15 protein-coding genes are annotated in these 12,837 nt (G+C 49.9%); 3 read left to right on the forward strand and 12 right to left on the reverse strand.

Annotation, left to right across the window (positions count from 1 at the left end; translation table 11 throughout):
• Nucleotides 1-50 precede the first annotated feature (50 nt).
• Entirely contained in the window at nt 51-1,340 is a 1,290-nt protein-coding gene (hisD, locus tag Q0380_RS10090) for a histidinol dehydrogenase (RefSeq protein WP_298963338.1), read from the forward strand.
• Between the two features lie 335 nt (nt 1,341-1,675).
• Nucleotides 1,676-1,966, forward strand: a complete 291-nt coding sequence (locus tag Q0380_RS10095; protein WP_291936556.1) for a DUF5339 domain-containing protein — start codon at nt 1,676-1,678, stop codon at nt 1,964-1,966.
• A 463-nt stretch (nt 1,967-2,429) separates the two neighbouring features.
• Here Q0380_RS10095 and Q0380_RS10100 read toward each other — a convergent pair whose 3' ends face one another.
• From Q0380_RS10100 to Q0380_RS10145, 10 genes are all read right to left on the reverse strand, one after another.
• Nucleotides 2,430-3,047 carry a hypothetical protein gene (locus Q0380_RS10100; protein WP_298963340.1) on the reverse strand — a complete coding sequence of 206 codons (618 nt, stop codon included), beginning with the start codon at nt 3,045-3,047 and terminating at the stop codon, nt 2,430-2,432.
• 200 nt (nt 3,048-3,247) lie between these two features.
• A complete protein-coding gene (locus Q0380_RS10105) occupies nt 3,248-3,949 on the reverse strand; it encodes a YbaK/EbsC family protein (RefSeq protein ID WP_298963342.1) in 702 nt (233 codons plus the stop codon).
• 184 nt (nt 3,950-4,133) lie between these two features.
• On the reverse strand, nt 4,134-4,559 hold the full coding sequence (locus Q0380_RS10110) for an ecotin family protein (RefSeq protein WP_298963345.1): 426 nt from the start codon (nt 4,557-4,559) through the stop codon (nt 4,134-4,136).
• A gap of 84 nt (nt 4,560-4,643) precedes the next feature.
• Nucleotides 4,644-5,357 carry a hypothetical protein gene (locus Q0380_RS10115; protein WP_298963348.1) on the reverse strand — a complete coding sequence of 238 codons (714 nt, stop codon included), beginning with the start codon at nt 5,355-5,357 and terminating at the stop codon, nt 4,644-4,646.
• 63 nt (nt 5,358-5,420) lie between these two features.
• Nucleotides 5,421-5,777, reverse strand: a complete 357-nt coding sequence (locus tag Q0380_RS10120; protein WP_298963351.1) for a hypothetical protein — start codon at nt 5,775-5,777, stop codon at nt 5,421-5,423.
• A 369-nt stretch (nt 5,778-6,146) separates the two neighbouring features.
• The gene (locus Q0380_RS10125; RefSeq protein ID WP_298963355.1) at nt 6,147-6,494 is read right to left on the reverse strand and encodes a hypothetical protein; all 348 of its coding nucleotides are present in this window, start codon (nt 6,492-6,494) and stop codon (nt 6,147-6,149) included.
• 36 nt (nt 6,495-6,530) lie between these two features.
• On the reverse strand, nt 6,531-7,082 hold the full coding sequence (locus Q0380_RS10130) for a hypothetical protein (RefSeq protein WP_298963358.1): 552 nt from the start codon (nt 7,080-7,082) through the stop codon (nt 6,531-6,533).
• A gap of 16 nt (nt 7,083-7,098) precedes the next feature.
• Nucleotides 7,099-8,541: a hypothetical protein gene (locus Q0380_RS10135; RefSeq protein ID WP_298963360.1), complete on the reverse strand. Its 1,443-nt coding sequence runs from the start codon at nt 8,539-8,541 to the stop codon at nt 7,099-7,101.
• A gap of 32 nt (nt 8,542-8,573) precedes the next feature.
• Entirely contained in the window at nt 8,574-9,002 is a 429-nt protein-coding gene (locus Q0380_RS10140; protein ID WP_298963363.1) for a hypothetical protein, read from the reverse strand.
• Between the two features lie 253 nt (nt 9,003-9,255).
• Entirely contained in the window at nt 9,256-10,491 is a 1,236-nt protein-coding gene (locus Q0380_RS10145; protein WP_298963366.1) for a hypothetical protein, read from the reverse strand.
• A gap of 119 nt (nt 10,492-10,610) precedes the next feature.
• Here Q0380_RS10145 and Q0380_RS10150 point away from each other — a divergent pair, with 119 nt between their 5' ends.
• Nucleotides 10,611-10,832, forward strand: coding sequence for a hypothetical protein (locus Q0380_RS10150; protein ID WP_298963368.1), 222 nt, complete (start codon nt 10,611-10,613; stop codon nt 10,830-10,832).
• A gap of 88 nt (nt 10,833-10,920) precedes the next feature.
• Here Q0380_RS10150 and Q0380_RS10155 read toward each other — a convergent pair whose 3' ends face one another.
• Together Q0380_RS10155 and Q0380_RS10160 are read right to left on the reverse strand one after the other, a co-directional pair.
• Nucleotides 10,921-11,877, reverse strand: coding sequence for an NADAR family protein (locus tag Q0380_RS10155; RefSeq protein ID WP_298963371.1), 957 nt, complete (start codon nt 11,875-11,877; stop codon nt 10,921-10,923).
• Between the two features lie 129 nt (nt 11,878-12,006).
• Nucleotides 12,007-12,714 carry a cytochrome-c oxidase gene (locus Q0380_RS10160; RefSeq protein ID WP_298963374.1) on the reverse strand — a complete coding sequence of 236 codons (708 nt, stop codon included), beginning with the start codon at nt 12,712-12,714 and terminating at the stop codon, nt 12,007-12,009.
• Nucleotides 12,715-12,837 lie beyond the last annotated feature (123 nt).

A 12,837-nucleotide genomic window follows, 5' to 3' on the forward strand; every position in this document is an offset into this window, starting at 1 on the left:
GCGAAATTTAGCAAAAAGCGTTAAAATTCCAAGCATTACAAGGAGCAAAAATGAAAATTTTAAAAAGCACGAAGGCAAATTTCAAAGAGGAGTTTGCAAGGCTGGTGCGCCGCGGCGAGACGGATATGAGATCGGTAATGCCCGTCGTAAGCGGTATCATCGAAGATATCAGAGCACGCGGCGATGAGGCGCTAGCTGAACAGATTGAGAAATTTGACAGATGGCGCGTGCAGGGCGATCTGTCTATCACGCAAGAGCAGATGAGCCGCGCCTATGAAAATTTAACCGCAGAGCTCAAAAACGCGCTTCAGATCGCATACGAGCGCATCTACGCTTATCATGAAAAACAGCTTGAGAGAAGCTGGTTTAGCTTCGATCCAAGCGGCGCGATGCTCGGGCAAAAGATCACGCCCGTGGATCGCGCGGGGCTATATATCCCGGGGGGCAAGGCAGCGTATCCGAGCTCGCTTCTGATGAACGCGATCCCAGCAATCGTCGCGGGCGTGGAGGATATCAGCGTCTGCACTCCCGCCGTGGGCGGCGCCGTAAATGAGCTGCTGCTCGCGGCGATGCATGTGCTGGGGATCAAAAAGGCCTACAAGGTGGGCGGCGCAAGCGCGATCGCGGCGATGGCATACGGCACGCGCACGATCGGCAAGGTCGATGTCATCACGGGCCCCGGGAATATCTTCGTCGCAACCGCTAAAAAGCTCGTGTTCGGCGACGTAAATATCGATATGATCGCGGGCCCTAGCGAAGTGGGCATCATCGCAAACGCTGCGGCAAATCCGCGCAACATCGCCGTGGATCTGCTCAGCCAAGCCGAACACGACGAGATCGCAAGCAGCTTTTTGATAAGCGACGATGAAAAATTTGCTCTTGCCGTCGCAGAGCACATAGAGCGCGAACTTCCTACGCTCGCGCGCGAGCCGATCGCTCGCGCCAGCGTGCAAAACAAGGGCGCAATCATCATCGCGCGCGATATGAACGAGTGCGTAGAGTTGATGAACGAGCTTGCGGTCGAGCACCTAGAAATCGCGACCGAAAACGCCTACGAGCTGCTTCCGCGCATACGCCACGCAGGTGCAATATTTTTGGGCCACTACACGCCCGAAGCGATGGGTGATTACCTCGCAGGCCCCAACCATACGCTGCCGACCGGCGGAAGCGCGCGATTTTTCTCGCCTTTGGGGGTTTATAACTTCATCAAACGAAGCTCGATCATAGCGCTAAATAAGCGCGCCATAGACGAGCTCGGAGGCGCGTGCATGGCGTTAGCGGACGCAGAGGGGCTCGGTGCGCACAAAAAATCGGTGCAGATTAGATTTGATGAGAAGTGATTTTGCAGCGGTAGCGAAATTACGAAATGAAATTTTAAAAAAGCGGCTCAGGGCTTAAATTTGCCCGCATGTAGCTTAAGGCGGTTCGCATGCAGCTTAAAAATTGCGAAGCGAAATTTTAAAAAGCACCGGCGGCAGTTGCGAAACCGCGAGCCGAAATTTAGAATTTAAAGACGAGTTAAATTTTAAAAAATGTAAGCATCGCGATGAGAGTAAAATTTTAAAATTTCAAAAGCGCTATAAATTTAAAAAAACGGTCGTATTTGATTAAAATTTAAGGCAAATTTACTAAGCGAAATGATATACTTTCGCTGATTTTTTACAAGGAGAGAAAAATGAAAAAATCACTTTTAGTTTTGGCTAGTTTTGGCTTTGCGCTAAGTCTTAGCGCCGCAGATCTTTCAGATAGTTGCAAGGAGTACTTCGCAGATCTTGATAAGATGGTTGATACCTACAAACAAGCCGGTCAAGAGCAGCAGGTCAAGATGTACGAGGATCAAAAAAAGCAGTCTATGGATCAGATCAGCGCACTTCCTAAGGAGCAGCAAGAGGCCACTTGCAAACAAGCTAAAGAGATATTTAAGCAGATGATGGATCAGATGAAACAACAAGGCGCTATGAAATAAATACCTTCGCGGGCACGATGATGCCTTCTTTAGTCGCGGCGATGCGATATCGTCGCGATTAATTCTTTTTAAACTCACGCTTTTATTTTAAAAATTTTTAAATTTTAAAATTTGGATGTTTTATCCTCGCTGTTTTTGGGGGTGCACTAAGAATTTCAGATTTGATATTCAGCTTGTCGCAGGAAGCCAAAACAAATAAAGCGCTCGTGTCATTAAAATGCTCCGTAAGGCGATGCATCTTAGTGGGACGCTACGGTGCACCAAAGATTTACGAGCCGTTTTGGCGCGGCTCGAAACAGCGCCTCATCAATATGATGAATTCGAGGCTCGGTTTGAGCGTTATTTTATCGCGATTTGAAATAGCTGGGCTCATAGATAGAGCAAATTCGCGTCTCAGTTTGCGGCTCTGCTTATGAATTTACGGCTTTACGACCAAAAACATCTCGCAAGATCGCCTTGAATTTTAATCCTTAGTAACGATCGTGCCGTTTTGTATTTCGCGCACGCAGACATTTCTGTGCAGCTCTTTATCGCTATCTAAAGTATAGTAGTGCGTTGTTACTGTGCAGCGTAAATCGGCGTCGATGACGAACTCCTGCTTGGCGCGCATCGGCGGCTTGCTTTTACCGCAGTGCACGTAATCGGCGTAAATTTCGCGACAATCGCTTATACGAAATGCGTCGTTTAAAAGGCACATAAAAACATATTCGTGCCCGCGTTCGCTATCTTGAAAATCCATCAGATAAAGCCTTAGCAGAATTGTTTTGGCGCTCTTTTCGGGCAAACGACAAGCCCTTATGTCTTTGATCCTCTCCCAATACGCACTTAGATTGTCGATTAAAAAATTCTCCTTTGTGAACGAAAACAGCTCATTTTTATCAAGTAAATTTTTATCGATAGCCGCTAAGGGCGAAATTCCTCCCGGATAGCGAATCGGCAGTTGCGCGATCGGTAGATCGTCGTAAATATCTTTCATACTCTGATAAATCTCCGATCGCGGCGCATCGTCTTCCTTGGCTGTGGCATTTTCCATGCCGCATAGCGCAAGTAGGCACAGCAAAAATATCCACACCTGCTTCATAGCATTCCCCCTTGTTTCGGTCGTGATCCCTTTTCTCCTAATCATACTGAAAATTTTAAAGCCTTATTAATATGAAGAAAAAAGATCAAAAATCAAAGCGCCGCTTTACAGCCATCCTTAGCCATCTTTTTCTATTCTACCCTTGCTTTTGGGCTAATTTAATCCGAGTCCTCTTCTTGTGTGAAACGGACGATGCGCTGCTATTCGCCTTCCGTAGCCTTTTCGGTGAAGCTAACGATGCGCGGAGCTGCGATGCGCGCGTAATCCTGTGCGTTTAGGATGATCGAGTGATCGAGCAAGCCCGCGTTGAAAGCGATCTCATCAAAGCGTCCGAACAGCGACGGATCGGCGATTAGCAGCAGTTTGTCGTGGAAACTAAAGGGTGGCACCGAGCCGATGACGCAGTCCGTGAGATCGCCCACTTCATCGGGGCTTACGAGCGACGCTTTCGTGCCGCCGAGCCCCTCTGCCAGGCGCTTTAGATCGGTTTTGTGATCGGCTGCGAAGACCGCTAGGACGTAGATCCTGCCGTTTCTGCCCGCGGGTTTGTCGCTAGGAAGCTTCAGCTGCTGCGGTGCGTTGGCGCAGATTTGATCGGCGGTTAAAGCTAAATTTCCCGCGCAGGCGCCGTTTTCGCAGCCTTGAGCGCTCGCAAGGGCGGAAGCGTCGAGATTTTGCGCGTCATCGGCGCTTTCTAAATTTAAATTTTGCGCGAAAGAGATTTGCCCGTCCTTAAAGCCCTTGATCGTGCAAACTAGCGCCTTTGCGCCTTGTCCCAGCTGCGTGCCTCGGGCTTTGGCGACCTCGGCGGAGGTGCCCGCGCTTTCGTGAGCTACTACGCGGAAGCGTGCGCCCTGCTGCGTCAAAAGCTCTTTTAGGCTTTCAAAAATTCTCTCTGACATTCTCTCTCCTTGTTTTTGCAAAATTATACTGAAATTTTAACCAAACGACCCATCGGTGCCGAAATTCCATTCTTCGCCGTAAAATTTATCTCGCCTACGCGCAAAACCATTGCGCGATGAAAGATCTATTGCATGGCGGAAATTCCGCCATGCATAAGCTCGGTCCGCCCTATTTCTTGCGAAATTATTTCATCTTGCGGATTTTGGGCTCTTTGCTCTCTACGAGTTCGTAAATTTTAAGCTCGACTTTAACGTCTTTGGGCGCTAAAATTCTAATTTCGCCGCCGTCGTAGGCGAATGGATGCGTGAGCTCGTAATAGATCCGCTTCTTTTGTTTCTTGCCGTCGCACAGCATCAGCGTTTGAGCAAGCTCATCGCCGCCGCTAAACTCGTAATAAAGCCCGTCCGAGCCCTCTTTTTGCTTTATTTTGCCGCCGATCAGATACGCGTCGTTGCAGTCGGCTTTGATCTCTTTCGAAAAGACCGCTTCGACCTTAAACTGCTGCGGCGGCATCTTTGACGGCGTTAGCTCAAAGACGTTCAGCTGCTTTTGCGCTTCGCCGCCGAATAAAAACAGCGGCAAGAGGAAGAATAAAACGCTTTTTCTCATACTTTACTCCTTGAAAAGATATTTTTATTTAAAATTTTAGCAAAATTTTTACTCATTAAACTGAAATTTCAATCGACTTTGTTTTTATCTGTAGCAGATGATATTTTTTAGCGCCTCTGCCTCCGGTTTTAACGCCTCGCTATCGGTTTTTTGCGCGGTGCCCTTTTTGTTTGCTAAATTTTTACTAGAGCCTTGCGGCGAGGGTTTTTCCCGCGAGTTTAAAGCTTTGACGGCGTCGCGCGATATTTCGCCCTGCGTCTGCGCGGTGGAAATTTCGCCGCCAGCCTCGCCAGCCTTGCTCGCGTGGCGGCTTAGCACGCTTTTGACGCGTATCTTTTCGCCTGCGTAAAATGCCTCGCAAAGCCCTCTTTGCGCCTCATAGTCTGTCACTTTGACGCCGCCTTCTTGAAATTTATAAAATTTCACCCGTTTTGCTCTGCGTAGCTCTTCCGCTCCGCCCCATACGTCGCTCTGCGCGTCAAGATCCGCGAGCGCAAATGCGCCGTCTGCCGCCTTATACATATTGCCGAGCCTTATCGGTATGCGTTCGCCGCTCTTTTTGGTAAGCACGAAGCCGATCTTTTCGCCATCTTTTGGGCTCTGGCGGAACTGCTTGGAGAAAAACGCCGTGAAAAATGCGACCTCCTTGATCTCGCCGTCGGTGCCTAGGTATCTCGTCCAGCCATCTTCGGGCACGTCGATCTCGGCGACGTCTCGCCCGTCTTTTGCGCCGCATTTTAAGCCCGCGCAGCCGCTAAGCGCTAATGCCGCAAGCGCGGCTAGAAATAGATTTTTCATATTTTCCCTTCAAATAAATTTTGGCTCAAAGCAGGGCGCTCAGGCACGTAAATCCGTAGGGCATTATTTTAGGCTCGCGGGATAGCCACTAAATCTTTCGATCCAGCCGTCCTCGCCGTAGAGCTCGCCGCAAAGCCCGTCCGAGAGCTCGGCTAGATTTTCGCCCGCCTCGTCCGCAAGCCGCCAGCGCTCGCTTTGCTCGAAAAAGCTTAGCGTCTCATGCAGGACGTGATCGGTAAGATGCGCGCAAAGCGTCCTTAGCGCCTCCCTCTGCCGCGGCGAAAACTCTGCTATCGATGCATACAGCCGCTCGCACCGCGCGCCTTTCATCCGACCGCTTACGACCCCGTCCAACCACGCCAGCGACCCGTCTCTAACCTGTCGCACATACTCTCGCCCGAAACTCTGTAAAACATCCATTTTTCACTCCTTGCATTTAAATTTTAAAATTTTTGGCGCCTCGCCTAAATTTAGATCGAAATTTAATTCCTAAGCCCGTTTAAGCTTTTTGCGTCCTAAATACGGCGAGCCGCATTCACCTTTTATAAAATTCTACTTAGCGAGCGCCGTTTTTTATCGTTTGCGCTGCTATTTTACCGCGCCGCAAAATTCGCGCTGCACCTCAAAGCCCAGCGCCGTTTAAATTTTAAAATCCGAAAGTTTGCGACCGAAATTTTAAAATTTAAGGCTCGATGAAATGCGTTTCGGCGCGATGGTATGCGCCGCTTGAAACTTTAAATTTTAAAAACTCGCACTTCGCCTCAAAGCCCGCTAGCGGGGCTAAATTTATCAAGCCGACGTCGCCCAGATGCGTAAAAATCGTTGTCCGCTCGCCTCAAACGAGCACTCCTGCCAGTCCCAGTCGTTTTCTCTGCCCATTGCGAAATTTTGCGGCTCGTCCGATAGAGCCGCCGCGCTCAAAGCAGCCGCTATACGCTCTTTCATAAAATCATCGGGCTCGCAGGACTTGAATTTTTCAAATTTTATCTCGTAAAGGGAAGCGAGTCCAAAGTCCGTGCGCACGAGCTTGCCGCACTGCTGCGCGAACTCCGCCGCGCTATATTCGTGCTTTGGGGCATAGTACCAAACCTCCAGCTCCTCAATGCTTTCGCCCCCAAATTTTATGGATTTTATCATTTCGGCTCCCTTTTCGCTTGTCGCCGCGCTTTAAATTCAGACGCCGAAGTCCGCTCGCATCCCCTCTTTGCCTTTCGGCGTAAAATAACAAACGACGTAGCAGAGTATTCGGTCTTTGCAATCGTATTTGGCTTCGAGGCTTTCGATAATGCGCGCAAATTCCTGCGGCGGCTTGTCCGCAAAGGCGCCTCGCAGCTCCTCTGCGGCGATATGTCGCGGGCCAAGGAGCAGATACGCCGCACCGCCGTCCTCATCCTCGCTGATGGCGCGTAAAATTTCATCGCTCGCGCGAACTCTCCAGTGCTCCTTGCCGTCCCACTCTCGCAGGCTCAAAAACGTCGTGCCGCCGTCAGCGTCCAAAGCCTTTTCGTTTAAAATTTGAGCGCGTAAGGTGCCTTCATTTAAGCTCTCCTCGCTCGCGACCTCGATAAAAACGTCCGTGCCGAGCAGATAGCTGGTCCGCTCAAACTCGCTTTCGTACTCCCGGCCGTCAAATTTAGCGGCAAATTCGCGCACCCGCTCGTCCGCTTCGCAGCCGAACATCATCGCGTCGCTATCTGAAATTTTAACAATATAAGGCTCGTTCATGAGGCTTTTCTAAATTTTATTGCGGTTCGCATTTGCCGTAAACCCACTCGCGAGTTTCGTTTAGCTTAAACTCGCCGTCCTTTAGAAAATACTGCTTGCTGCTTTTGATCGCGTTTTTGCCCGCGGCTATGTAGTCGCCGATGAAGCCGCGATCCAGGACGTCGTGCGCTAAAATATCTCGCTCAAAGACGTTTTGCGTCTTTTGCGTCTCGCGCCATTTGCCGCTCTCATCAGGCTCGCGCAGGATGATCGAGATGTTGTTGCCTGCTTCGTCGTAGCCGTAGATATACTCGTACTGCTTGCCGTCGGAAGCTGCGCGATTTTTTATCACGTTGCCGCGCGCGTCGTAGCTAAACTCGTTTTCAAACACGACCTCCCAGCGCTGCGACTCCTCGCGCCAGAGCACGGTTTGCTCGCGCAGAGGCCTGCTTTCCTCGGTCTCCTCGTGCACGTTTTTGTAGTACTCCCTCCACTCGTTTTTTGCGGCGTCCCAGCGCGATCTTAGCTCACTAAAGCGCCTATGCTTAGGCTCGATTTTGTATAAGGCCTTTTCGTCGCGCTGCCAGGCGCCGTCGCGCCACGCAAAATTTATCTCGCTGCGCGTCCCGTCCGCTGCCGTAAAGACGGTATGCTTTGTAAGAGGTACCCATTTGCCGCGCCACGCGTAGCCTTCGGAGCCCGCGTAAACGTCGCCGTTGTAGTGATATATCGATTTTTCGTACGGAGTCCATTTTTTCGCTTTGGCGTTCCATTCGTAGGTCGCTACGAAATTGTTTCTGTCGTTTTCATCGACAATCCTTTTTGTAAGGTGCGTCGGCGTCCATCTGCCCTTTTTTAGCGTGAAATTTTGTAAAATTTCCGTTTTGCCCTCGCGCTTTTCGACGACTTTTTCTCCGTCGTACGGCTTGCCGTCCTTGCTTTGCAGGCTGAAATAAATTTTTGAGCCGTCAGCAGCGATCTCCTGCTTGCTTATCGCAGTTTCGCGCAATTTGTTTGTATCCGCGTCCCAGTCGTATTCGACATTTTCGATCTCGCGCTCGCCGCTTTCGTCAAATTTGCTAAAGCTTTTAGATACGGACGATCCCTCTTCGCCGCTCTTTTTGTAGATTTTTTCTAGGCGGCGGGTTTTAGCGTCGTAGTTTTGGCTCACTTCATATTCGTAGCGCGGCACGGCGCCGCCCTCTGTTTTGTAGCTCGTCTTTTGCAGGCAAATTTTATCCGTTCGCGTTTTGAAATTTGATGCCGTTTCGTGCGTCTCGCCCGTCTCGGTTGCGCCCGCAGGCACCGCGAGCGCTAATGTCGCCGCCAAAATAGAGCTTGCTAAAACTGCCGTCCGCGCCCTCAAATTTACCGCCGCTAGCGCCCTAAAGACGCCCGCCGAAATAATCGCTCGCGCCTTTAAATTTGCCGCCGTAAAATCTGCCGCATCCTCGGGCAAAATTTTAAAAACACCTCTCATGACCGCTCCTTTATTTAAATTTTAAATTGCGTTTATCGCTTTATATCTTCGCTCGAAAAAGCTCTCTCGCCTTTGTAAATTTTCTCATAGCGGCTTAGCTTGCCCTCTTTGAAATAGCCGATGAAATAGCTCGCCGATTTTTCGGCCTGCTCTTGCGAAATTTCATCGTAAAGATATACGGGCCCCTTTGATTTTTGTTTGTGTAGGCATGAACAGCTGCGAAAATAGCGCCTTTTGATTTTAAAATTTTGTGCCTCGCCGCCTTGCTCGTCTGCATGCTTTGTTGCGCTTATTTCGCTACTTTGCTTGTCCGCGGGCGTTTGATCATCTCTCCCGCCGCCTTGCGCCGTCTGTTTTTGCTCGCTCGCCGCGCCGTGATCTTGCGCCTCTACGGCGGTAAAACAGATACTCGCCGAAATTAAAGCCGAAATAGCCGCCCTTACCGCTCTAATTAAAACCATTTTTCAACCTTTCCTTTTGCCGCCGCTGCGTGCGGACCTGCCGCGATGTAGGATTTAAATTTTAAAATTTGCGCGGCACACGAAACATCCGCGCCGTTAAATTTAACTGTAAAGCTCGTGTGCCGGCACCTGCTAAATTTTAAACCGGCACTCGCACGAATATTGCTACGTCCGCTAAATTTAACCGCGACATTCGCGCAAGATCGCGCAGATAAAATTTAGCCGCGAAATTTTACCGACGCATCTTCAAACGCTACTTTATCTTTTTATATTTCCACGTCTGCTCCGTTATGAGCTCGGACTTGCCGTTTGTAAGCTTAAATTCCTTAAAGCTCGTTATCGCGTAGATACTAGGCATCTCAAACATCATCAGCGCGGCTCCGTGCCCCACGCTGTCTGATGGGATTTGGGTATCGTAAGTAGCCTCCGAGCGCCCCGTTTGCACCCATTTGCCGCTCGCATCAAGCTTGTAGATATTCATCGCGGTATTGCTGCCGTGCTCGTCGTAGCTATAGACGTATTTGCCGCTGCTGGAATTTGATTCGTAGCTTTGCTCGAGCAGTCGCTCGCCCGATTTATCGTAAATTTCGCCGTTTGAGTAGCTTTTGACCCACTCTTTAAGTTGCTCGTCCCACAGATACGAGGTTATATTAAGATCCGCCCCCTTCTTGATAACGGTCTGTTTGCTCATATTATCCCATGCGCCCTTCTCGTCGTTCCAGATGAAGCTCGTAACGATCCCCTCGCCCTTCGCGGCATCAAGCTCGTGCTTACTCATAGTCGCGTTTTGCCATGCGCCGTTTTGGAAAGTGCTGCGGATCTGCTCGTAGCTACCGTTTCGATCGCCGTTAAGCATCTCTCGCTCGCTGTTTTGCCACGCGCCGTTTACAAACTCGTAGCTCACGTATCCGCTCATCTCTCCTAGGCTGTCATAGAAAATTTCGGTCTTATCTTTGGGCTGCCAGCTCTTGCCGTCCCATTTGAAGCTTATCGTAAGTTCCTCCTTATCCCACGCGTTTTTTACGGATCTGTTCATGCTATCTTTCTGCCATTTGCCCTTTACAAACTTATATCGCACGTCCTGCGTCGCGTTGCCGTCGTAGCTGGAGACGGTTTTGCTCGCATTGCGCGTGCCGTCATCTGCTATCGAATTGCTCTCGCGCGTCGTGACATTACCCTTTATGCTTTCCGTGTAGTCTTCTATTTTTTTCCACTTGCCGCTTTTAAGATCAAGGTTAAATACTTCAAATTTAACCATATCCCCCTTTTTGTCAAAGTAGCTGATCTCTTTGTAGCTAGAGCCTAATCCGTCAGAGGAGTTCGTATCTCTTACCTGCTCTAGCTTGCGCGCCGCCGCGTCGTAGCTTAGATGCGTGCTCTCCTTGCGCTGCCCGAGCGAGCCGTAGCTCATGCTTTGCACCATATACTCATACTCCTTGGCAAACGCCGCCGCACAGAGCAGCGCAAGTATCGTAGCGAGCTTTTTCATCCTCTCTCCTTGGAAAAATTTTGATAATTATATAATGTTCGTATATAAAAACGGATAAAATTTCGCCGCGCGGCTAAATTTAAAAAACTCGGGCTTTGAGACGGCGGCGGCGGAATTTTATGTCGGCTAGTCGGAATTTTGCGCGAGTTTTTGGATTGGAATTTTACATCATCGGGTGGTTGGAATTTTGCGCGAGTTTAAGCGACCGAAATTCCGCGCGATCTGCTTTTGAAATTTTACGAGGGCTTTCGGCGGAATTTTGCGCGGACGGCGGCTATTTAAATTTTAATCCAAACCGTCGCAAAAGCGGCGCGAGCCTCAGCCGTCTGTATAAATTTTAAAATTTTATAAATTTGGCGCCTCGCCGCTCTGCCGCGCTATGTCCGTGCCGAATGCACCCGGCAGGAGCGGTAAAATTTTAACCGACGCCTAATCTTGTAAAAATTTCTTATCGATCAGGTCGTAGTTTTTATACAGCCTGCGCAGCTCATCTCGCACCTCCATCAGCGCAAAGCCGAGCAGATTTTGCCCGCGCCACGCGCTCGGACGGCTTGCATTTTCGCTCTGCTGCCCAAGGCCGATACCCCAAATTTTATCTAGCGGGCTGGCCTCAACTAAAATTTTATCTCCCGTCGCGAGCAAAAAGCGCATCATCGCGGGATTTTGCGTAAATTTATAGTAATTGCCGCTTAGCACGATGCTGTAGCGCACCTCGCCCCAGAGCCGCTCATCAAAGCCCCGCACCTGCCTGCCTAGCGCCTTCATCTGCTTTGCATCGCGGCTTTGTATTATCCGCTCCCGCGTCTGCTCGTCGCCGAATATTTGCGCCTTGCTCGCCATCATAAACTGCTCGGCGCAGGCATACTCGTCGGTATCTACGGCAAAAGGCGAGCTCTGCCACTGCCCGAGGCAGGATTCGTCCGCGGCCGCATCCGGCTTGTAGAAAAATAGAAATTCGTGCGCTTTGGAAGAATTTATTAGCGAAGTTTTATCGTATTTCGCCGCTCCGCCACGTCGCCAAAACGGCACGCCCTCGCGGTAGAAATCGTCCGTGTCGTCCGTAAGATTGCCCCTAAGCTCACCACACTCGCTAAATTTCAAATTTCGTGGCTCCGAGCAGCATCTGTCGTCGCCATGCGCGCATTTTACGCGCTCATTTTCAGACGTCTCATCCAGCCCGTTCCAGTCGCCGTAGTGCCAAAAGCAAGGATAGGGGAAGGCCCGTGCATACGCTTTTTGCGCCGCTTTATCCAGGCGCTCAAACCACTGCCAAAATTTAAATTTATAATCCTCTGCCGCGCCCATCCGCCAGCCAAGCGAAAACTCGCTAAGAGCGGGGTATTTGATCCACGGCGGCGGCATCACGTTTTTTAAAATTTCGCTCACGCCCTTTCCTTAAAATTTTATTTTGAAGCATAGCTTGAAATTTGCCTAAATTTAGCCTGCGAGCTGAAATTTAGGCAAAGTACGGCTAAGCTAGCCAAAGCCGACTAGGCGATAAACTTAGCCGCAAATTTAGTCGCAGAAGCGCTCGTCAGTGCGGTATTTCTTGCGCTCGGCGATGTAATCGGCTCTGTTTTTCGGATCGGCAAAATACTGTTTTTGCTTCTGCTGATCGGCTTTGAGCTTTTCTATCACTTCCTTTAGAGCCCCCTTGCGGTCGCTAGCCATGGATGGGAATTTATCTGAAAATATCGCCTTGTACGGATGATCCTCTACCCAATCCACCGCCTTTTCGACTATGATCTGCTGCTTGTCGATGTCGCAAAACGCGTATGGGTTGATCACGTCGCCCGCAAGGTGCATGAAAGCGGAATTTGCCTCGACCGTCTCCATAAACATCGCGCCGCTGACGTCGATTACCGAGGCGAAGGAGATGAAGCGGTATTTGCCCGCGTAGAACCAAAACACCGCGTCGTCCTTAAGCCCCAGATCATAAGCGCGCGCAGCGACGGTCATCAGCGTAGTCGGAGCGACCATGTCCGGGGCGTCCTCGATGATTTTGATCGCTTTTTTCAGGCTCGGCACGTCGTTTTTCATCAACAGATCGTCGATCGGCTCGTAAACATGCACGTATTCGGGCTTGCCCTCCTTAGCCGAATAAAACGGCGAAACATAGATGTCGATCGAAGTGATTTTTTCCACCTTATCCTCACTCTCGCCTTGGGCGCTCAAAGTCGCAGCCGCCGCCGCACAGAGCAGTAGTAAGCGAAATTTTTTCATGGTTTCTCCTTCGGTTAAATTTTGTAAATTTGTTTCGTAATTATACCCTGAAATTTAAGAGCGCGAGCTTGATTTTTAACGAATATATTTTTGCGGAATTTTAATTTTTCGGTGCGGCTCTAT

Origin of the sequence: uncultured Campylobacter sp. (assembly GCF_937959485.1) — a bacterium.
Taxonomy (GTDB): domain Bacteria; phylum Campylobacterota; class Campylobacteria; order Campylobacterales; family Campylobacteraceae; genus Campylobacter_B.

Bases quoted from the DNA above. Each gene is read 5' to 3' on its own strand.
- Q0380_RS10110 (WP_298963345.1), bottom strand. From the start codon at position 4,559: ATGAGAAAAAGCGTTTTATTCTTCCTCTTGCCGCTGTTTTTATTCGGC.
- Q0380_RS10125 (WP_298963355.1), bottom strand. From the start codon at position 6,494: ATGATAAAATCCATAAAATTTGGGGGCGAAAGCATTGAGGAGCTGGAG.
- Q0380_RS10120 (WP_298963351.1), bottom strand. From the start codon at position 5,777: ATGGATGTTTTACAGAGTTTCGGGCGAGAGTATGTGCGACAGGTTAGA.
- hisD (WP_298963338.1), top strand. From the start codon at position 51: ATGAAAATTTTAAAAAGCACGAAGGCAAATTTCAAAGAGGAGTTTGCA.
- Q0380_RS10095 (WP_291936556.1), top strand. From the start codon at position 1,676: ATGAAAAAATCACTTTTAGTTTTGGCTAGTTTTGGCTTTGCGCTAAGT.
- Q0380_RS10100 (WP_298963340.1), bottom strand. From the start codon at position 3,047: ATGAAGCAGGTGTGGATATTTTTGCTGTGCCTACTTGCGCTATGCGGC.
- Q0380_RS10130 (WP_298963358.1), bottom strand. From the start codon at position 7,082: ATGAACGAGCCTTATATTGTTAAAATTTCAGATAGCGACGCGATGATG.
- Q0380_RS10135 (WP_298963360.1), bottom strand. From the start codon at position 8,541: ATGAGAGGTGTTTTTAAAATTTTGCCCGAGGATGCGGCAGATTTTACG.
- Q0380_RS10145 (WP_298963366.1), bottom strand. From the start codon at position 10,491: ATGAAAAAGCTCGCTACGATACTTGCGCTGCTCTGTGCGGCGGCGTTT.
- Q0380_RS10105 (WP_298963342.1), bottom strand. From the start codon at position 3,949: ATGTCAGAGAGAATTTTTGAAAGCCTAAAAGAGCTTTTGACGCAGCAG.
- Q0380_RS10160 (WP_298963374.1), bottom strand. From the start codon at position 12,714: ATGAAAAAATTTCGCTTACTACTGCTCTGTGCGGCGGCGGCTGCGACT.
- Q0380_RS10115 (WP_298963348.1), bottom strand. From the start codon at position 5,357: ATGAAAAATCTATTTCTAGCCGCGCTTGCGGCATTAGCGCTTAGCGGC.
- Q0380_RS10140 (WP_298963363.1), bottom strand. From the start codon at position 9,002: ATGGTTTTAATTAGAGCGGTAAGGGCGGCTATTTCGGCTTTAATTTCG.
- Q0380_RS10150 (WP_298963368.1), top strand. From the start codon at position 10,611: ATGTCGGCTAGTCGGAATTTTGCGCGAGTTTTTGGATTGGAATTTTAC.